At 61.4% G+C, this 17,520-nt stretch carries 18 protein-coding genes; 4 read left to right on the top strand and 14 right to left on the bottom strand.

What is annotated here, in order from left to right:
- Positions 1–142 precede the first annotated feature (142 nt).
- Positions 143–2,986, bottom strand: coding sequence for a leucine--tRNA ligase (leuS, locus tag HMPREF3048_RS02920; RefSeq protein ID WP_070771138.1), 2,844 nt, complete (start codon positions 2,984–2,986; stop codon positions 143–145).
- A gap of 213 nt (positions 2,987–3,199) precedes the next feature.
- The gene (locus HMPREF3048_RS02915; RefSeq protein WP_070771166.1) at positions 3,200–4,936 is read right to left on the bottom strand and encodes an ATP-binding protein; all 1,737 of its coding nucleotides are present in this window, start codon (positions 4,934–4,936) and stop codon (positions 3,200–3,202) included.
- A 265-nt stretch (positions 4,937–5,201) separates the two neighbouring features.
- Between HMPREF3048_RS02915 and HMPREF3048_RS02910 the strand changes: the two genes are divergently transcribed.
- From HMPREF3048_RS02910 to HMPREF3048_RS02900, 3 genes are all read left to right on the top strand, one after another.
- Positions 5,202–5,657, top strand: coding sequence for a hypothetical protein (locus HMPREF3048_RS02910; protein ID WP_070771137.1), 456 nt, complete (start codon positions 5,202–5,204; stop codon positions 5,655–5,657).
- 262 nt (positions 5,658–5,919) lie between these two features.
- Positions 5,920–6,357 (top strand): hypothetical protein, encoded by a 438-nt coding sequence (locus HMPREF3048_RS02905; protein WP_070771136.1) that lies wholly within the window; start codon positions 5,920–5,922, stop codon positions 6,355–6,357.
- A 131-nt stretch (positions 6,358–6,488) separates the two neighbouring features.
- Positions 6,489–6,908, top strand: coding sequence for a DUF488 domain-containing protein (locus HMPREF3048_RS02900; protein WP_070422079.1), 420 nt, complete (start codon positions 6,489–6,491; stop codon positions 6,906–6,908).
- Here the strand turns inward: HMPREF3048_RS02900 and HMPREF3048_RS02895 are convergent.
- The 6 genes from HMPREF3048_RS02895 to HMPREF3048_RS02870 form a co-directional block, all read right to left on the bottom strand.
- A complete protein-coding gene (locus tag HMPREF3048_RS02895; protein WP_070422080.1) occupies positions 6,905–7,408 on the bottom strand; it encodes a flavodoxin domain-containing protein in 504 nt (167 codons plus the stop codon). The genes HMPREF3048_RS02900 and HMPREF3048_RS02895 overlap by 4 nt on opposite strands.
- Before the next feature lie 17 nt (positions 7,409–7,425).
- The gene (locus HMPREF3048_RS02890; protein WP_070771135.1) at positions 7,426–8,694 is read right to left on the bottom strand and encodes an amino acid permease; all 1,269 of its coding nucleotides are present in this window, start codon (positions 8,692–8,694) and stop codon (positions 7,426–7,428) included.
- A gap of 431 nt (positions 8,695–9,125) precedes the next feature.
- Complete coding sequence (locus tag HMPREF3048_RS02885) at positions 9,126–9,383, bottom strand: hypothetical protein (RefSeq protein ID WP_070452853.1); 258 nt, start codon at positions 9,381–9,383, stop codon at positions 9,126–9,128.
- Positions 9,384–9,396: 13 nt separating this feature from the next.
- The gene (locus tag HMPREF3048_RS02880; RefSeq protein ID WP_083316681.1) at positions 9,397–10,638 is read right to left on the bottom strand and encodes an inorganic phosphate transporter; all 1,242 of its coding nucleotides are present in this window, start codon (positions 10,636–10,638) and stop codon (positions 9,397–9,399) included.
- 145 nt (positions 10,639–10,783) lie between these two features.
- Positions 10,784–12,145, bottom strand: a complete 1,362-nt coding sequence (locus HMPREF3048_RS02875; RefSeq protein WP_070771134.1) for an SLC5/6 family protein — start codon at positions 12,143–12,145, stop codon at positions 10,784–10,786.
- A 285-nt stretch (positions 12,146–12,430) separates the two neighbouring features.
- Positions 12,431–13,600, bottom strand: coding sequence for a Fic family protein (locus HMPREF3048_RS02870; protein ID WP_070771133.1), 1,170 nt, complete (start codon positions 13,598–13,600; stop codon positions 12,431–12,433).
- A 275-nt stretch (positions 13,601–13,875) separates the two neighbouring features.
- On the opposite strand from HMPREF3048_RS02870, the gene HMPREF3048_RS02865 reads away from it, so the two are divergent.
- Positions 13,876–14,322 (top strand): hypothetical protein, encoded by a 447-nt coding sequence (locus HMPREF3048_RS02865; RefSeq protein ID WP_070771132.1) that lies wholly within the window; start codon positions 13,876–13,878, stop codon positions 14,320–14,322.
- On the opposite strand, the gene HMPREF3048_RS02860 is transcribed toward HMPREF3048_RS02865, so the two are convergent.
- The 6 genes from HMPREF3048_RS02860 to HMPREF3048_RS02840 form a co-directional block, all read right to left on the bottom strand.
- Positions 14,319–14,966, bottom strand: coding sequence for a Fic family protein (locus HMPREF3048_RS02860; protein WP_070422085.1), 648 nt, complete (start codon positions 14,964–14,966; stop codon positions 14,319–14,321). The two genes, HMPREF3048_RS02865 and HMPREF3048_RS02860, sit on opposite strands and share 4 nt — an antisense overlap.
- 57 nt (positions 14,967–15,023) lie before the next feature.
- On the bottom strand, positions 15,024–15,359 hold the full coding sequence (locus tag HMPREF3048_RS02855; protein WP_070422086.1) for a helix-turn-helix transcriptional regulator: 336 nt from the start codon (positions 15,357–15,359) through the stop codon (positions 15,024–15,026).
- Positions 15,360–15,372: 13 nt separating this feature from the next.
- Complete coding sequence (locus HMPREF3048_RS11710; RefSeq protein WP_070816745.1) at positions 15,373–15,681, bottom strand: type II toxin-antitoxin system RelE/ParE family toxin; 309 nt, start codon at positions 15,679–15,681, stop codon at positions 15,373–15,375.
- Between the two features lie 405 nt (positions 15,682–16,086).
- Complete coding sequence (locus tag HMPREF3048_RS02850) at positions 16,087–16,407, bottom strand: hypothetical protein (protein WP_070771131.1); 321 nt, start codon at positions 16,405–16,407, stop codon at positions 16,087–16,089.
- Between the two features lie 52 nt (positions 16,408–16,459).
- Positions 16,460–17,224: an SDR family NAD(P)-dependent oxidoreductase gene (locus HMPREF3048_RS02845; protein ID WP_246818833.1), complete on the bottom strand. Its 765-nt coding sequence runs from the start codon at positions 17,222–17,224 to the stop codon at positions 16,460–16,462.
- Positions 17,225–17,254: 30 nt separating this feature from the next.
- A complete protein-coding gene (locus tag HMPREF3048_RS02840; RefSeq protein WP_070422090.1) occupies positions 17,255–17,506 on the bottom strand; it encodes a helix-turn-helix transcriptional regulator in 252 nt (83 codons plus the stop codon).
- Positions 17,507–17,520: the final 14 nt, after the last annotated feature.

Below are 17,520 nucleotides of genomic sequence, written 5' to 3'. Positions count from 1 at the left end.
CTAAGAAGTTTCACTACGCCCAGGACAGGTCGGCGCGGGCACAAAAAAGCTCCCCGGATTCGGCCGAACCGGGGAACTTTTTTGAGAAGGGTATGAGAAAAGGGTAGGGCAGCAGAACCCGAGCAGAACCCGAGCAGAACCCCTACTTGACCACGAGGTTGACCATGCGGCCCGGGATCGCGATCACCTTGACCACGGTCTTGCCGTCCACCAAGGCGGCGACGCGGTCGTCGGCAAGGGCGGCGGCTTCGAGGTCGTCCTTAGAGGCGTCGGTGGCCACGTCGATGCGGGCCTTGACTTTGCCGTTGATTTGGACGGGGACCTCGACGGTGTCGTCGGTAAGCCATTGCTCGGCGAACTCCGGGAACGGCTCGAACGTGATGGTCTCGGGGTGGCCCAGGAGGGACCAGAGTTCTTCGGCGATGTGCGGGGCCAGCGGCGAGACCATCTGGACCAGCGGCTCGACGGCGTCGCGAGGCGCACCCGACGGGTAGGTCTTGGTCAGGTAGTTGACGTACTCGATGAGCTTCGCGGCGACGGTGTTGTCGCGCAGGTGAGCATAGTCGTCGCGTACGCCAGCGATGGTGCGGTGGAGGGCTTTGAGGTCGTCTTCCGTCAACGAAGCGTCCACCACGGTGACCTCACCGGTGGCCTCATCCACGACCAGGCGCCACAGTCGCTGCAGGAAGCGCTGCGCGCCGACGACGTCCTTGGTCGCCCACGGGCGGGAGGTGTCGAGCGGGCCCATGGACATTTCGTAAACGCGCAGGGTGTCGGCGCCGTAGTCCTCGACAACCTCGTCGGGTGCGACGGAGTTCTTCAGAGACTTGCCCATCTTGCCGTATTCGCGGTTGACCTCGGCGCCGTTGTAGAAGAACTTGCCGTCCTTCTCTTCGACCTCGGCGGCGGGGACGTAGACGCCGCGGGAGTCGGTGTAGGCGTAGGCCTGGATGTAACCCTGGTTGAACAGGCGGCGGTAGGGCTCCTTGGAGGTGACAAAGCCGAGGTCGTAAAGCACCTTGTGCCAGAAGCGTGCGTAGAGCAGGTGCAGGACGGCGTGTTCGACGCCGCCGACGTACAGGTCAACGCCGCCGGGGTCGTTGGCGCCGTGCTCCTCGGGGCGCGGGCCGGTCCAGTAGCGCTCGTTCTCAATGTCCACCAGCGCATCCGTGTTGGTCGGGTCGATGTAGCGCAGTTGGTACCAGGAGGAGCCGGCCCATTGCGGCATGACGTTGGTGTCGCGCCAGTACTTCTGCTTGCCGTGGCCCAGGTCCAGTTCGACCTCGACCCAGTCGGTGGCCTTGGCCAGCGGCGGGGCGGGTTCGGAGTCGGCGTCTTCGGGGTCGAAGGCGACGGGGTTGTAGTCCTCTACCTGCGGCAATTCGACGGGCAGCATGTCTTCCGGCAGGCCGTGCGCCTGGCCGTTTTCGTCGTACACGATGGGGAATGGCTCGCCCCAGTAGCGCTGGCGAGCAAACAGCCAGTCGCGCAGTTTGTACTGGATTTTCTCGGAGCCCTTTTGCTTATCGACGACCCACCCAAGGGCCGCTTCAATCGCCTCATCCTTACCCATACCGTTGAGGTCCAGGCCGGATTCGTTGGCGGAGTTGATGTGGGTGGCGTCGCCGGTGAAGGCGGCTTCGGAGACGTCGCCGTCGAGAACAGGCGTAATCGGCAGGCCGAAGACGGTGGCGAACTCGTAGTCGCGCTCGTCGTGGGCCGGGACCGCCATGATGGCGCCGGTGCCGTAGCCGGTGAGCACGTAGTCGGCGATGAAGATCGGGACCTGCTCGCCGTTGACCGGGTTGACCGCGTAGGTGCCCAGAAACACGCCGGTCTTTTCCTTGTTTTCCTGGCGTTCCACATCAGACTTGGCGGCGATGGAGCGCAGGTAGGCGTCGACAGCTGCGCGCGGGGTGGCTTCGCCGTTGGTCCAGCGGGTGTCGACGTCGGTGGGGTAGGAGTCGGCCACGAGGTCGTCGACAAGCGAATGCTCGGGCGCGAGCACCACGTAGGACGCGCCGAACAGGGTGTCGGGGCGGGTGGTGAAGACGGTGATGTCGCCGGCGGGCGATTCGAACACGACCTCCGCGCCGCGGGACCGGCCGATCCAGTTGCGCTGCATGCTCTTGACCTTTTCGGGCCATTCGAGCAGGTCAAGGTCGTCAAGCAGGCGGTCGGAGTAGTCGGTGATGCGCATCATCCACTGGCGCAGACGCTTGCGGAAGACCGGGTAGTTGCCGCGCTCAGAACGGCCCTCGGCGGTGACCTCCTCATTCGCCAGCACGGTGCCCAGGCCCGGGCACCAGTTGACCATGGAGTCGGAGAGGTAGACGAGGCGGAACTCGTCGATAGCCTTGTGCTTCTCCTCGGTGGTCAGGTCGCGGAAGTTGCGGCCGTCCTTGGTCTGGCGAGCGCCGGACATGAGGTCGCGCACGAGGTCCTCGATCGGGCGGGCCTTCTGCTGCTCCTCGTCAAACCAGGCGTTGTAGATCTGCAGGAAGATCCACTGCGTCCAGCGATAAAACTCCGGGTCCGTGGTGGCAACGGAGCGGCGCGGGTCGTGGCCGAGGCCCAACATGGCCAGCTGGCGGCGCATGTTGGCAATGTTCGCCTCAGTGGTCGTGCGCGGGTGGGTGCCGGTCTGGATGGCGTACTGCTCTGCCGGCAGACCAAACGCGTCATAACCCAGTGTGTGCAGCACGTTCTTGCCCAGCATGCGGTTGTAGCGCGCGTACACATCCGTGGCGATGTAACTCAGCGGGTGGCCGACGTGCAGCCCCGCACCCGATGGGTAGGGGAACATGTCCTGAACGTTGAGTTTGTCCTTGGGCAGCTCGACCTGGTCTTGCGACGCTTGCGGAGCAAGATCACCAACCGGGTTCGGTGCGTAAAACGTGTGGTTGTCACGCCAGTACGCCTGCCACTTCTTCTCGATCTCATTGGCCAGCTCGGCCGTATAGCGGTGCGGGGTCGCCTCAGTCATGGTTATGCAGTGTAGTGAACAGGCATTGCTTATCTGCGACCTCCGCCCCGAACGCCATTTCCCCAGGGAATTGTTTTCGGGGTCGTTTTTGGGATGTGAAAGATATAGAAAAGATATAGCGGGCGTTTGGACGAGCCGTTTTGCCAGTTGCCGCAGGTCAGCGAATTGTTTCGATATCTTTCACTATCTTTCGGAATTGTTTTCTGCGCGGATTTACGCGCGAATCCAGCGGGTGCCGCGGCCACGAGGGGGACCTTCCGGATCAATCTTTGCCCTACCGAGGCTTCGAAGGTGTCGCAGGATTCTGCCCGCCTCTGCAACGCTGACGCCGGTTTGATCGGCGATGTCGGCGGACCGGAGGGTTTCGCCGTCGAGAAGCTTTGCCTCGATCCATTCCTGAATGCTTACCGTTGCCAGTTCACCGGCCTGGCCCAAATTAAGAAGTTTCCGAGCCTCGCCGCTGAGTGTCCATTCGTTTGCGTCGGCTACGGAATCGAGGAGGCCGCGGTCCACGAGCTCGTCCATGAGCTCCCTGACCTCAAGCGAAGTGAGCTGGGTTTTCTGCACTGCGGTCGTTGCCGTGATGAGCGCTGCGGAGTTGAGGTGCCACAACACAATCAGGGACGCCACACTATCGACGACAACCTCCCCGTAACGCTTCGACAACCCCCTCAGCCCCTTAATGAAGTCCACGTCCGGTTTCTGCGCAGCCAGAATCACTTGGACGTTCACGTCGGTCGCGATAACCTCCGGCTCACTGCGTCCGGTACGGATCATGGTCGCCCACATACGGTCAAAACCACGAGAGCTTTCTTCCGCCAAGCCCAGCGTGCGCATTGCCGCCATCAGCCGGTTGTTCCGCGGAACCGAGGACGTAGATAGGAGTTTGTCCCGGGTCACACCTGGCGGGAGTGGGCCAGGGGAGGTGACTTTAAGCGTTCGATTGGACTGCTCGACAACCACCGGGCCGGGCAGTCGCCAGTCGCGGTGAATGAATGCATTCGCAACAACTTCATCAACCGCTTGTTCCGGAAAACGGCTGATGGCAACTTCTTCACCGTCGTCAAACTGGACCCGTTCAATCTCAATGTCACCGTTTTCGGCGATCAGTCGGCGAAGGCGTGGCAGTGCCAGCAGGACCGGGTCGGAAATCAACGTCGCTCGGGGTTCCTCACCCGGCAACGTCCGCCAAAGGTGGCGCACAACCACGTCCGTTGGCTCTGGACTGGCCAGGAGAATCTCGCCGGCGCGTTTAAGTTTGCCGTCGTCACGCAAAAGCCCAAGCTCCCGCAACAGTCCGCTTGTGGTCTGAGGGACGGCAGCATCGAGGCCGCGCGTCCTGCGGTGTTCGCGGAGCATCCTGCGCGCTTCTTCAACTACCGCTAACGGCAAGTCGACTATCGAGATATCGGCTGGACCGTTTGAGTAGTCCGGGTTGCGACGTGCCGCGTCGATAGCGCGTCGCTCCTCTTCCGTGATCTCCTTGCAGGAGAATTGGCCGTCTGCGGTGCGCTTCTTCGCGGCGCCGTCGCTACGCGTATACAACGCCCGCGCTTCAGGGACGTGAATAACAACGAGCCTTGCGCCCCACGCATCCAACGTCGTGACCTGGACGTTCATGTTGGGATTGGTCTTGACGAAGATCCGGTGAGTGATCTTTTCTTCATCCAGTTTGGTACCCGTAAACGCTTCCCTCCCGGGAACCTTGTCGGCGACACCCACCACGATGTACCCCATGGCTGCTTCCCCGTTCGCCATGCAGACGGCCTCATCCACCAACTTGTCGACGAACCGCTCCCTCTCCGCCTGTCCTCCTCCTCGAGCGGCGGGGTCCTCCTTGAACTCCAAGATGAGCGACTCCTGCGAGTCCGCCGTTGCCCCGTCATTGATCGCCTGAAGCGCATCACGCACGTTTGGGAGAAGATCATCCCAGGCAGATTCTGTAACCATGGTGCGATTGTACATTTCCCCAGGGAATTGTTTTCGGGGCCGTTTTTGGGATTTGAAAGATATAGAAAAGATATAGCGGGCTTGCGGGCAGGCATCTACATGAAGTTTCCCCAGGTCAGAGAATTGTTCCGATATCTTTCTATATCTTTCGGAATTGTTTCCTGCGCATTTATTCGCCCCAAAATGTCCCTACATTACAAATTAATAACGACAACTGGCTATATTGATAGCTGTTCATAACTCCCCTCTAAGATTTGGAGCTCCCGTGAAGAAGATCGCCGCAGCCACCCTGGCAGCAACCATGACCCTTTCCCTCGGCGCTGTTCAGGCCAACGCCGCAACCAACGAGATGCGCGGCACGGGCGACGACCGCGTCTGCGTTCTGACCCTCGATGGCCAGAAGAACAAGATCGAGGTCGCACCGGCCAAGGTTGACGAAAAGGTCAAGGACATCCTCCCGGACAATACGAACGGCCTGGTGCGCACCAGCGCTGACCTCGGCCAGGCTTTTGGCTCCTCCGACCAGGAGCTCATCAACGGCGCTAACAACCTCGAGGCTATCGACGCCTGCAAGAAGGGCGTGGACTACAAGACCGCCGATATGACCGCGGGCAAGAAGGCTGCCATCATCGGCTCCACCGTGCTCGCTGTGATCTTGGCAATCGCTGGTCTGGCATCGCCGTTCGTCGGCCCGATGATCCAGCAGTTCCTCCCGCGCTAATCTTTGCGACGACACCAAGCGGCCGTTCCTCACCGAACGGCCGCTTTTTCGCTGCCCGGCGCCGATAGTTGGTGCGCCCCCAGTTGTCCGCAATGCGGAGTCCGCAATGCCCGTGACACCTGCGGCACCTGCGGTGCCTGCGGTGCCCCGAACAGGGGTGACGAAATTCCCTTTCGGCGACCGTAATTGTCACCCGCCATACATGGGAATATCTTCATAAGTGGAACCTGTTTTTCCCCTGTCCAAGAATTGGAGTTTCCCTGTGAAGAAGATCGCCGCAGCCACCCTGGCAGCAACCATGGCCCTTTCCCTCGGCGCTGTTGACGCCAACGCTGCGTCCAACACGATGTCCAACCTCAACCACAATTGCCGCGTTGTCACCGCCATGGGCATCGATAACATCACTCCAGACACTGCCCAGGAGTACCTGAAGATGAATCCGGAGCTCGATGCAAAGGTTGTAGGCTCCGCAGACATGGCCGAGGCCTTCGGCTCCAGCGACTCCGCAACCATTGACGGCCGCGAGACCTTTAATGCATACAAGGCCTGCGCTAACCGGGAGAACTACCAGTCCCAACCGATGACCGACACCAAGAAGGCCCTGGTCATCACCGGCACCGTCATCTCCGCTCTGGTCCTGATCGGTGGCGTTCTCGCCCCGGTCGTCGGCCCGATGATCCAGCAATTCCTGCCGTTCTAATTTCGATATAGAACACCAAAGCCGCTCCGGCGAATACCGGAGCGGCGTTTTCGTTGGCCACGACCAATCGTTGGTACGGACCCAATTGTCCGCAATGCGGAGTCCGCAATGCCGCAACTAGCCTCGCGGGTATGCACCTTTTCACCATTGGATACAGCAAGAAGACCGCCGAAGAATTCTTTGACATTCTGCGTGACAACGACATCAAGCAGGTCGTCGATATCCGGCGCCACAACTCGAACCAGCTCGCGGGCTTTACTAAGCAGTCCGATCTGCCGTGGTTCCTCGACACCATCGCGGGCATCGGCTACACCCACGAACTCGCCCTCGCGCCCAGCGAGGACCTCATGCACGCCTACCGCAAGGAGGGCCTGCCGTTCGAGGAGTTCGCGAAGAAGTTGCGGGCAGAGTTCGACGAGCGCGCGATGCCGAAACTTGCCGACGCCTCCGTGCTCCTCTGCTCAGAACCCGACCCCGACGTCTGCCACCGTTCCGTGGCGGCGGACTACCTGGCCGAGCAGGACAGCGATGTCGAGGTCGTGCACCTTTAAGCGTCCGCTTGACGACGAACCCATGCCACCACCGGGTCCAACGCCGCAAAGGCCACCCAGTCGGTGTCTTTGCCGTACATATCCACGGTGTCCTGCTCGGAGGCGCTGAGGTTACCCTTGGCCTTCAGCGCGGTGACCAGCCCGCGCATCACCATCTTGTGCTTGAGCGACAGCCCTGAGTAGTTCATCCGGCCCGGCAGGTAGAAGCGGGTGACGGAGTCGGCACGTTTGCCGAGAAGACCTGCCGCCGGGTCGGTCTCGGGCGCTGCCGTAGACATGCACACGGTCACCAGCGCCACCGGCACGTCGGCCGGCAGCGACTTCACAAACTTCGCGCCGGCGTGCGACGGGCCGTGGATGGGGGAGAGGACCACCACCGGCCCGTCGATTGAAGGCGAGGTGGAGGGAATCGGCTGCGCGGTGTCGTCGAGAAGCGATGCGAGCTCCTCGGCGTACTCGCGGGTCGAGCCATAGACGGTGGAGTAATAGATCCGAACCATGACTCTTATTGTGTCACCTAACCGGCGAACATCTGCCAGATGGCGACGCCCATGATGATCACACCGAGAACGAACACGAAGATCGTTTCGGGTTTGTTGGCAAAGCGGTGGAAGGCCTTGGCGTTGCGGAAGAGCAGCATCGGCACGATGTACACCAGGAAGGTGATGAATACGCCGCCGACGACCGAGATCAGGTCCAGGATGGACGGGTTGACCACGGCTGCAGCAACGGTGGTGACGAACACGAAGACGTAGATGCCCCAGCGCATGGCTTGGGGACTGACGCGGTCGGCAAACTTCGGGGCGACGGCGCGCACGAGGTAGGTGGTGCCTTCCTCGGCACCCATGACGTGGCCGAAGTAGGACGACGCGATCGCACACAGGGCGACGATGGGGGAGAGCACCGCCAGGAACGGCGCGTGGGTTTCGTTGGCCAGGTAGGACAGGACCGGGATGTTTGCTTCGCGGGCGGCGTCCATGCCGTCGGCACCGAGTGCGAGGCTGCAGGACCAGACGAAGAACATGGTGAAGCCGACGAGCATGATCGCGGAGATGACTTCGATCTTGGAGACGAGCTTTTCGGTGGCCTTCTCGTCGCCATCGAAACGCTTCTGCGCGTCGAGGGCCGCCTGGGAGATCGCCGGCATGTGGCTAAAGGAGAACACGAAGACCGGCAGGATCAGCAGCAGCGCCTGCCAGGTTGGGGTGTCGGACTGGTAGGAGCGGAAGCTGGCCAGGTCCCACTGAGGGATGAGGTAGATGGACACGGCCGCGAGCGCGATGATCAGCGGGTAGACCAGGATGTTGGCAAACGCCAGGGTGGCTTTCTTGCCCATGGCGTAGGCGCCGGTGAGCACACCCACGCACAGCGCCGCCAGGACCCAACGCGGCAGCTGCGGCCCGCCCAATTGGTTGACCAGGAAGCTGTCCATCGTGTTGGTGATACTCACGCCGTAGATCAGCACGATGGGGTAGATGGAGAGCCAGTACATCAGGCCGGTCATCAGCCCGCGGGTGCGGCCGGACAGCGCGGTAACCACCTGCAGGACGTCGAGGCCCTTCACCGGGGAGGCCGACACGATGCGCGAGTAGGTGCGGTGCGACATGAACACCATCGGCAGCGCCAGCAGCGAGATGAAGATGAGGGGGAGGATGCCGAACGATCCGGCGTCGATAGGCAGGAACAGAATGCCCGCACCGACTGCGGTACCGAACAGGGTGATCGCCCAGGACAGGGTGCTGCCGTCGGGCGCGTCAGCGGCACGTTCGGCCTTGATTTGCCGCATGTCCGCATCTGTCAGATGGTCTAAGTTAAATTCACGCGCTGGTGTGGTCAATGTCGCCTTCCTCGTTAGGGGGTGTCATACGCCACACGGATCATAGACCACGCCTTTGCTTATCGACGAAAAACGCCCGCGGCCCCAAACCTCGGGGACGCGGGCGTACATGCCGTTTACCGCTTATGCACGGGGGAGGACTGCCAGCGGGGACACGTCGATGTGCGTGGCAAGGCCACGGTCCTCATCGCGGAACCACGCGCGAATCTGGTCGAACAGGTTCATCATGCGGGTTCACCTCCTTTCAAAGCGTGAAGGTTGTTCACCTTCCGTTCATCTTGAGGCAACCCTAGGCCGGGCCAAATAGTTTGTCAACACCAACGATTGGCCCGAGCGAATAATCCCTGTATACGCACTAAAAATTAATGTGACGCATGTGACTAGAGGAACGGATACGGGTCCCATCCGGTGAAGTACTCGATGCGCTCGCGGGCGATCAGCAGAATCGCCGCAACCACCGCCACCAGCACCATAGCTAGGAACACCCAGCCGATCACCCGGCGCGCACCCACGGGTGCCGTGCCGTCCTCCTCAGGCGACAGGAAGTGGATGCTCAACGAGAACAACGCCGGCAGGCCAGCGCCGAGCAGCAGGCCGGTGCCGAGCACCATCAACAGAGACTTCAGAATTTCAAGCATGACCTATACCTCTTTACTGGTGGTCCAGGCCGCGGGTCGTATCCACGATGTGGGCGGGTTCGCCGCGGTGGGGGGTGGTGGGTTCGTCGATAAGCGAATCGCTCTCCCAGTCATCGTTGACATTGTCGCGGTGCACCGGCTCGCGCTGCGCCACGATGAACATGTAACCGCCGCAGATCACAAGCACCACTGCCAACATGATGCCGCCCCACACGGGGTCGCCACCAAGATCCGAGACCCAGCGGGCTGCCCACCAGGTGACGAACGCGACGAACGCGGCGATCGGCAGGGTGGTGATCCACGCGATGGCCATGCGGCCGGCAACGCCCCAACGCACCTCGCCCTTCGGGCCCGTCAGGCCGGAGCCCATGATGGAACCGGTGGCGACGTGGGTCGTCGACAAGGCCATGCCCAAGTGCGACGACGTCAGAATGATCGCCGCCGACGACGTCTCCGCAGCCATACCCTGCGGCGGGTGAATCTCCACCAGACCCTTGCCCAGGGTGCGGATCACGCGGAAACCACCCGAGTAGGTGCCAATCGCGATCGCAAGCGCACAGGACGCCTGGATCCAAAACGGCATCGTGTGATCCGAATCAAACTGACCCGCGGCCACCATGGCCAGGAAGATCACACCCATCGTCTTCTGAGCATCCGACGTACCGTGCGCCAACGCCACCAGCGACGCCGTGCCAATCTGGCCCCAACGGAAGTAATTGTCGCGGTGCTCCTTCTCCGCATTCGACGTCAGGCGGTACACCAGCCACGTACCAATCATTGCGACGAGACCAGCCACGAACGGCGCGAACAACGCCGGCAGGATGATCTTGTGCAGCACGCCGCCCCACACAACGCCCTGCCAGCCAATCGCCGCGATCGCCGCACCGATCAGGCCGCCGAACAGCGCGTGTGACGACGACGACGGGATGCCGTACAGCCACGTAAACAAGTTCCACAGAATGGCGCCCGTCAGGCCCGCGAACACGACCAGCAGGAGCCGCTCCGACTCAACCGTGTCGCTGAGATCAAACACGTCTAGCTTCACAATGCCGTTAGCCACGGTCTTTGCCACCGCCACCGACAAGAACGCGCCGATGAGGTTCAAAATGCCAGCCAACGCCACAGCCGTCTTCGGCTTCAACGCGCCAGTAGCAATCGACGTCGCCATCGCATTCGCGGTGTCATGGAAGCCGTTCGTGAAATCAAAAAACAGCGCCACAACAATAATTAGGACGAGGAGGATAGTGATGCTCACATCCTGGCATTATGCGCCCTAATTAGCACTTAAGAAACTCACGGTCGCGCCATTAACCTCCTGTTCACCAAGCCCTTTGGTGCTACTTTGCTTTACCTGGGGGTTTCCGGCCTACGGCACCTAGCGTTCACCTTCTGGGGGGTAGTTAGCCGGCCACAATGTTCCACACAGTGACACCCATGATCACCAACCCCACCACGAGCACAAAGATCGTGTCCGGGCGACGCGCGTAGTGCTTAAACGCCACCGCCTTATGGAACAGCAACACCGGCATGATGTAGACCAAGAACGCAACGAAAATGCCGCCGACCACCGAAATCATGTCCAGAATCGACGGGTTCGCCACCGCCACCAACACCGCAGTGACAAAGACGAAGATGTTAACGGACCAGCGCAGGGTGGTCGTCGACACGCGAGACGCAAAGCCCGGCGCGACCACGCGCACGAGATAGCCGGTGCCCTCCTCCGTACCCAGGAGGTGACCGAAGTACGACGTGACAATCGCAGCGATGGCAATGATCGGGCTCATCCACGCCATGAACGGCGTATCCGTCTCATTGGCCAAATACGACAACACCGGCACGTTCTGCTCGCGCGCCGCATCCATACCCTCCGCGCCGAGGGCCAACGCGCACGACCACACGAAAAACATGGTGAACGCCACCAGCATCAGCGCGGTGACCAACTCCACCTTGGACACCTCACGCTCGACAGCCTCAACGTCGCCGTCCTTCTTCTTCTGCACATCCAACGCGAACTGGCTCAACGCCGCCATGTGGCTGAACGAAAACACCAGCACCGGCAGAATCAGCAGCAGACCCTGCCACACCGGAACATCCGACTCGTAACTCCGGAAGCTGGCAAAATCCCACCGCGGAATCAGATACAACGACACCGCCGCAAGCGCAATGATCAGCGGATACACCAGTGCATTCGCGATCCACAGCGTGATTTTCTTGCCCAACGCGTAGGCACCCGTCATGATGCCGACCGACACCGTGGCCAGCACCCACCGGTCCACCTGCACGCCGCCCAACTGGTTGACGATGAAACTGTCCAGCGTGTTCGTAATCGAAATGCCGTAAATCAACACCGTGGGATAAATCCCCAGCCAATACAGCACCGCCGAGGCGAACCCCCGCTTGCGGCCCGTCAGCGCCGTAATCACCTGCAGCACATCCAGGCCCTTCACCGGCGACGCCGCCACAATGCGCGCATACGTCCGATGCGAGAAAAACACCATCGGAGCAATAAGCAGCGTAGCGACGACCAACGGCCAGAACCCGAAACTCCCCGCATTAATCGGCAGAAACAGGATGCCCGCACCCACGCCGGTACCGAAGAGCGTGATCACCCAACGCATAAACGAACCGTCTGGTTCGTCGCCCTCACGCTGCTCCTTGATCTGGTCGATATCCGCGTCGGTGAGGTTCTCCGCGTCGAACTCGTCACGCGCGAGTTCCAGGTGTTCATCGCTGTACTGCTCCGGCAGCTCCGGTTTTGTCATAAAGAATTACGGTACAGGCGTTGTCTGCGTCCGGCACGCTGCGTGTTTTTGTGCGGTGGGGTTGTCGGTGGTTCGTGCGGAACGCCAAGGTGAGTCGGGGGCGTTACGTTCATATGCAGGTCTCGATATGCGTAAGTGCCGGTCAGAGCGTTTTCCGAAATTTCGGCCGATTTTCCCAGAAACGCCGTGACCAGGGGTTACGCATATCGAGACCTGCATATGAAGCCTGGAGGGGCAGCGTGAGAGCCGAAACGGAAACTGGTAACGACGCAACCGCGGCCAGCGCTAGATTCGGCGGCCGGCGTGGTCGGCGAACTCGTCGAGAAGTTCGAGCACGTCGGGGGAGCGCCACCCGCGTTGGCGCTTATCTAACTGCGCGGACACGGCGATCCCGTCGACTTCCAGGCGCTCGAGTGCGTTGCGGGCGGTCTCCGCTGACACGCTGAACTCTGCGGACACGGTGGCGGTTGTCAGTACGGGGCGCTGCACGAGGAGGTCGAGGACTCGCCATGCGAGGGCATCGGCACGTGCGGTGAGCAGGCCGTTCCACTCGTTGCGGATCTGCGTGAGCTCTTCTGCCAACCGCGCTCCGCGCCGTGCGGCTTCGATCGATGCCCGGGCGAACAGTTGGACGATGCTATCGACATCACCAGCGCGGTACGCGTCCAGTGCTGCGAAATATCGTGTGGTGTCGGTGAGGAGGCTAGCGGAGATGGGCAGTGCGGTGGTCGTCGCTAAGCAACGGCTCCGCATTAACACGTGGACGAGCGCTCGCCCTGTGCGGCCGTTGCCGTCGGCGAACGGGTGGATCGTTTCAAACTGCGCGTGCGCAATCGCCGCCTGCGCCAGCGCCGGCATGTCGTCGCGCTGCATGAACGCGCCGAGGTCCTTCATCAACGCCTCGAGGTGGCGGTGGTGCGGCGGAACAAACAGAGCACCGGCGGGGGAGTGGTCGCTACCGCCGATCCAAACCTGCTGGTCACGCAGCCGCCCTGCGATGTTCGGCGAAGACTGCCCCAACAGAATCCGGTGCATCTCCACGATCCCCTGGACGTCCGCCCGCGCGTTCTCCACCGCCGCCGCCATCTGCCGTGTGTTGGCCACGATGAGGTTCGCGTTGGCGCTGCCTCGTCCAGTCACCTCGGCCTCCAGCACTTTCCTTGCCGACGACGTCAGCTTCTCAATCCGACTCGACGCCACCGACTCGCTCCGCAACAACAACGGCGTAAACGGTACGACCCGGTGTGCCTCGGTGGCGTCGAAACGAACCGTCTCAATCGTTGCTGCGTCCAGGACCGTCTGCGTCTCCTGCGACAGTGCAACGCGTTCGTTGGCAATGCGTGGCACCACGGCCGCTGCGTATTGACGCGGCGCATTCCGAATCGCCCGCCGCGAGTACGCAGCAGGCGACGGTGTCCACGGCAGCGTCTCACTACCAACCTTGGGCCAAGTCATGATTTTGAAACTACCACCAAACTTTTGGCCTTAAGTTTGGCAGTTTGCGCGGATCGCCAAGGTTTCGGTGGCCTCGCCGGACCGCCCGTTTCGGTGGCCTCGCCGAACCGCCCGTTTCCGTTCATATGCAGGGCTCGATATGCGTAAGTGCCGGTCAGAGCGTTTTCCGAAATTTCGGCCGATTTTCCCAGAAACGCCGTGACCAGGGGTTACGCATATCGAGACCTGCACATGAAGCCTGGAAAGGCAGCACGGGAGCCGGTACGCTCGGCCCCATGACTCAGTCAACCCGCAGCGCATCGCTTCACGACGACACCACCACCGACCGCCTCACCCAATCCGCCATCGCCGGCGCCCTGATCGCGGTACCCGACTACGTCCGTTCCACCCCAGGACGCATCTTCGCGTGGACGGCGATCCTCGGCGCGTACGCGACGGCGGTGGCGAAGTTCGACACCGTCTACGAAGACACCGACCACGACGTCACCGCCAAGGTGGAGGAGAAGCCCGACACCACGAACCCGAAGGTCACGTGGGGGTTGTTCGCCGGGGGGATCGCGCTGAATGCGCTGGGCCTGCGCCTGCACGTTGTCGTCCAGACGAAACTCGCCCGCGCACTGGAGCGCCGCGGGGTGAAGAAGCCGCACACGTTGCTCGGCGCCGCGTTTGCAGCGGTGATGTTCGCGGTGCTCGAGGCCGCCGCACGGGTCAGCCTGCGCTAGCGCTGCCTATCGACGAACGCTCGCCCCACCAATAGCTCCCTCACCGGCTCCTTCTCACCGAAGACGTAGAACCGGGCGAGGAAATCGTTGAAGTGCTCGGCGACTGACGGGTCCTTCTCATCGAAGGGGACCGTAAGGAGCAGGCTCGACCCCTCGCCGATGAGGTAACTGTTCGCGGCGAAGATAGCGGTGCGCTTGTTGCCGTCTTCGAACGGTTGCGCGCGGGCAATCTCGAGAAACAGGTCGACCGCTGCGTCTTTGCTGGTGTCGCTATTGAGCGTCTCGGTGATCAGGACGTCCAACGCCTGCTCCGACACCGCCGGCGGCTCGTGGCGACCGTAGCGGGTGCGCACGCCGATGCCCTGGTCGTCGGTACGCAAACTGCCCGGGTTGAGCGCGGCGCTTCGCGTCAGTGTGGCGTTGATGCGCCGCAGGTAGGCGGCACTGATCGGGGTACCGGTGTTGCTGAGGATGAACTCGCCGGCTGCCTTGAGATCCTCGAGCAGGGCGAGGTCACCGCGGCCGCGCACGCCGGTGGTGTCACCGGTTTCGAGGAAACGACCCGTGGCGGGCCTGCTAGTGGAGAGGTTGTCGAAGACGACACCCGCGGTGAAGATGACCTCGAGAAGTTGGCCGACGTTCATGGGGCCTCCCGGTTCCGGCGGTTGGGGTTGATGGGATCGAGTGTAGGGGGCGGTTAGTTACTGAGCGCGCCGCAAGTCCGACACTTCGCGGTGGCGGGCTCGCTCTCGAATGTTCGCAAGCCGCTCCTGCGCAACAGAGTCATGGGACTGCCTCCAACGCAGGTACGTGTCCTGCAGGTTCAGCCACAGCTCTGCCGAAGTTCCCAGCGCCGCCCCGACGAGGGCTGCTGATTCTCTCGTGAGCTCGTGTTGCCCTGAAATCAACGCTTCCACAAACGTCGTTGGCTGGGCCAGGATTTCTGCAAAGTCTTCTTTGCTCCAGCCACGCGCTTCCAATTCTTCGGCCAGGTAGTCTCCGACCGGAAAGGCTTCGGCCAGTGGTTGAGTAGTCATCGTTCACCTCCCATTAGTGGTAGTCGACCATCTCGATCACAACTACGATGCGTCTATCTTCATCTGTCTCAAACCGAATGACAAGGCGAAATTGCCTGTTTAATCGAATCGATGAGGTACCGACTCGATCGCCTCGAAGTTGCTCGAGTCTTAAGGACTTCAGCGCTCGCAAATCTCTTTCGTCACTGACATTTGCAAGTACCTGAATCTTGCGACGAAAGGCTCGCACCAGCTCGGGAGACCAACGCTTTGGCTGGAACGTTGAATCTTCGGCAAGGCGTTTAAGGATCTTGTCTTCGAAACGAATTCTCACGCAGGCCATGACTCCGTCTGGTGAAAACACCGGCCGTTTGAGAACTTGCCTAAATTACGCGTTGGCCCGCTTGCCCACCCTTTTCTCCCCATGAGAAGAAGTGTAGAGAGCGATCTACGGTCTGCATAGCCTCTGCCTGCTCATTTGAGTGAACACTTCCCCGCGGAAAACCGCACCAAACGAATAAAGTGCTAAACAAGCAGCGCTTGGGGGTTCACACGCAAGACGCGCCGATGCTGGCGACCTCGCCCGACTAGAGGAACCGGCCTTCGCGAGCTGGCTGGTGGACAGGTCGTCGAAGACGACACCCGCGGTGAAGATGACGTCGCGGAGCAGCGTGACGTTCATGGGCACCTTCCGGGACAGCGACGAAGACAGACAGCACCGAGTGTAGGAGGCGGATGCGGGGGTCAGTTACTCCTCGTCTGGCAGTGGCTCACCGTATCCGGTGAGAAGGCAGAGTTTCGAAAGGTTGTTGTAGATCTCGATACGTTCCGCCTTGAACTTCCAGCACAACGTGCCGAATAGGTCGCCAGGGTTCACGCCTTCTTTGCTTTTGGCCACGAACAGGTGGGCAAGACGGTTGGCGAACTCTTGGTCGTGCCCCTCCACGGTTGCTCCGCCGCCCGCTGTTCTGCGGTCGGTATAGATAACGTTCCACCCGCCGTTGGGCGACTCGATAACCGCAACCTCACCACGACCCGAGACAAGACCATATGGAAGATAACCAGCCATTGCTTCTCCTCGTGACGCTGACCTGTAATCGTCTCGGCCCGCGTCGCTTCGGCTAGTACAACTTGTTGGTGCCGCCATCGACCATGAGGGTTTGGCCGGTGATGTAGCGGGCGTCCTCGCTGAGCAAGAATGCAACGACCGGGGCGACGTCTGTATCTGGGTCTCCGAAGCGGCCGAGCGGGATGCGCTGCAGGGACTGCTGGTAGAGCTCCGGGAAAGCCTCGGACCACTTCTGCACGCCCTCGGTTAGCGCCATCGGGCCGACGACGTTGACGCGAATGTCGTCGTTCGCCCACTCGTTGGCTACCACGCGTGACAGGCCGCGGATCGCTTCCTTAGCTGCTGCGTACGCCGCCTGGGTGGGCTGGCCGACAATGCCGGCGCCGGAGGCAAAGTTCACGATCGCGCCACCGTTGTCTTTAAGGTGCGGGTAGGCAGCAAGCATGAAGTTCTTGGTGGCCTCGAAGCCGGTGCCGAAGGACAGGTCCCAGTCCTCCTGTTCCAGATCGCTGAATGGCTTTTGTCGCGACGCGTGAGCGTTGTTGACCACGCCGGTGAGCTTTCCGAACTTCTCCACCGCAAGTTTTACGGCCTTCTTTGCGGTCTCCGGTTTGCTTACATCGCCGTTGAGGAAGACAACATTGTCGCCGAGGTCGTTCTCGAGGGCGGCGCCGGCGTCGTCGTTAATGTCTACGGCCACAACCGTCGCTCCACGTGCGACGAGAGTGCGCGAGATTGCCCCGCCGATGCCCGCCGCGCCGCCGGTGACCACGGCGACCTGATCCTGCAACTGCGTGTTCATATCTTGAGTGCTCATGAACCCGAGTGTAGGGGCGGATTGGCGAGGTTACCCGTGCCTCCACGCAAGAAATGTGTCTTGCAGATTGAGCCACAGCTCTGCCGAGGTACCACGTGCTGCTCCGACCAGCTCAGCGGATTCCCGCGTAAGCTCCCGCTCGCCCGAGATGATCTCTTTAACAAAGCGCGTCGGCCGTCCCATGATCGCGGCGAAATCTGCTTCGCTCCAACCACGTTCTTCTAATTCCTCCGCGAGGAAATCTCCCACTGGGAACGCTTCTGCCAAAGGTTGAGTAACCATTGTTCACCTCCGTC

Origin of the sequence: Corynebacterium sp. HMSC075D04, from assembly GCF_001815635.1 — a bacterium.
Classification (GTDB): Bacteria; Actinomycetota; Actinomycetes; order Mycobacteriales; family Mycobacteriaceae; genus Corynebacterium; species Corynebacterium coyleae.
Note: the sequence above shows the minus strand (reverse complement) of the source record. Positions and strands in the feature narration are given on the sequence as shown.

Excerpts from the sequence above, each read along its gene's own strand:
- leuS (WP_070771138.1), bottom strand. The coding sequence starts at position 2,986 with ATGACTGAGGCGACCCCGCACCGCTATACGGCCGAGCTGGCCAATGAG.
- HMPREF3048_RS02915 (WP_070771166.1), bottom strand. The coding sequence starts at position 4,936 with ATGGTTACAGAATCTGCCTGGGATGATCTTCTCCCAAACGTGCGTGAT.
- HMPREF3048_RS02900 (WP_070422079.1), top strand. The coding sequence starts at position 6,489 with ATGCACCTTTTCACCATTGGATACAGCAAGAAGACCGCCGAAGAATTC.
- HMPREF3048_RS02895 (WP_070422080.1), bottom strand. The coding sequence starts at position 7,408 with ATGGTTCGGATCTATTACTCCACCGTCTATGGCTCGACCCGCGAGTAC.
- HMPREF3048_RS02890 (WP_070771135.1), bottom strand. The coding sequence starts at position 8,694 with ATGCGGCAAATCAAGGCCGAACGTGCCGCTGACGCGCCCGACGGCAGC.
- HMPREF3048_RS02885 (WP_070452853.1), bottom strand. The coding sequence starts at position 9,383 with ATGCTTGAAATTCTGAAGTCTCTGTTGATGGTGCTCGGCACCGGCCTG.
- HMPREF3048_RS02875 (WP_070771134.1), bottom strand. The coding sequence starts at position 12,145 with ATGACAAAACCGGAGCTGCCGGAGCAGTACAGCGATGAACACCTGGAA.
- HMPREF3048_RS02870 (WP_070771133.1), bottom strand. The coding sequence starts at position 13,600 with ATGACTTGGCCCAAGGTTGGTAGTGAGACGCTGCCGTGGACACCGTCG.
- HMPREF3048_RS02865 (WP_070771132.1), top strand. The coding sequence starts at position 13,876 with ATGACTCAGTCAACCCGCAGCGCATCGCTTCACGACGACACCACCACC.
- HMPREF3048_RS02860 (WP_070422085.1), bottom strand. The coding sequence starts at position 14,966 with ATGAACGTCGGCCAACTTCTCGAGGTCATCTTCACCGCGGGTGTCGTC.
- HMPREF3048_RS02855 (WP_070422086.1), bottom strand. The coding sequence starts at position 15,359 with ATGACTACTCAACCACTGGCCGAAGCCTTTCCGGTCGGAGACTACCTG.
- HMPREF3048_RS11710 (WP_070816745.1), bottom strand. The coding sequence starts at position 15,681 with ATGGCCTGCGTGAGAATTCGTTTCGAAGACAAGATCCTTAAACGCCTT.
- HMPREF3048_RS02850 (WP_070771131.1), bottom strand. The coding sequence starts at position 16,407 with ATGGCTGGTTATCTTCCATATGGTCTTGTCTCGGGTCGTGGTGAGGTT.
- HMPREF3048_RS02845 (WP_246818833.1), bottom strand. The coding sequence starts at position 17,224 with ATGAGCACTCAAGATATGAACACGCAGTTGCAGGATCAGGTCGCCGTG.
- HMPREF3048_RS02840 (WP_070422090.1), bottom strand. The coding sequence starts at position 17,506 with ATGGTTACTCAACCTTTGGCAGAAGCGTTCCCAGTGGGAGATTTCCTC.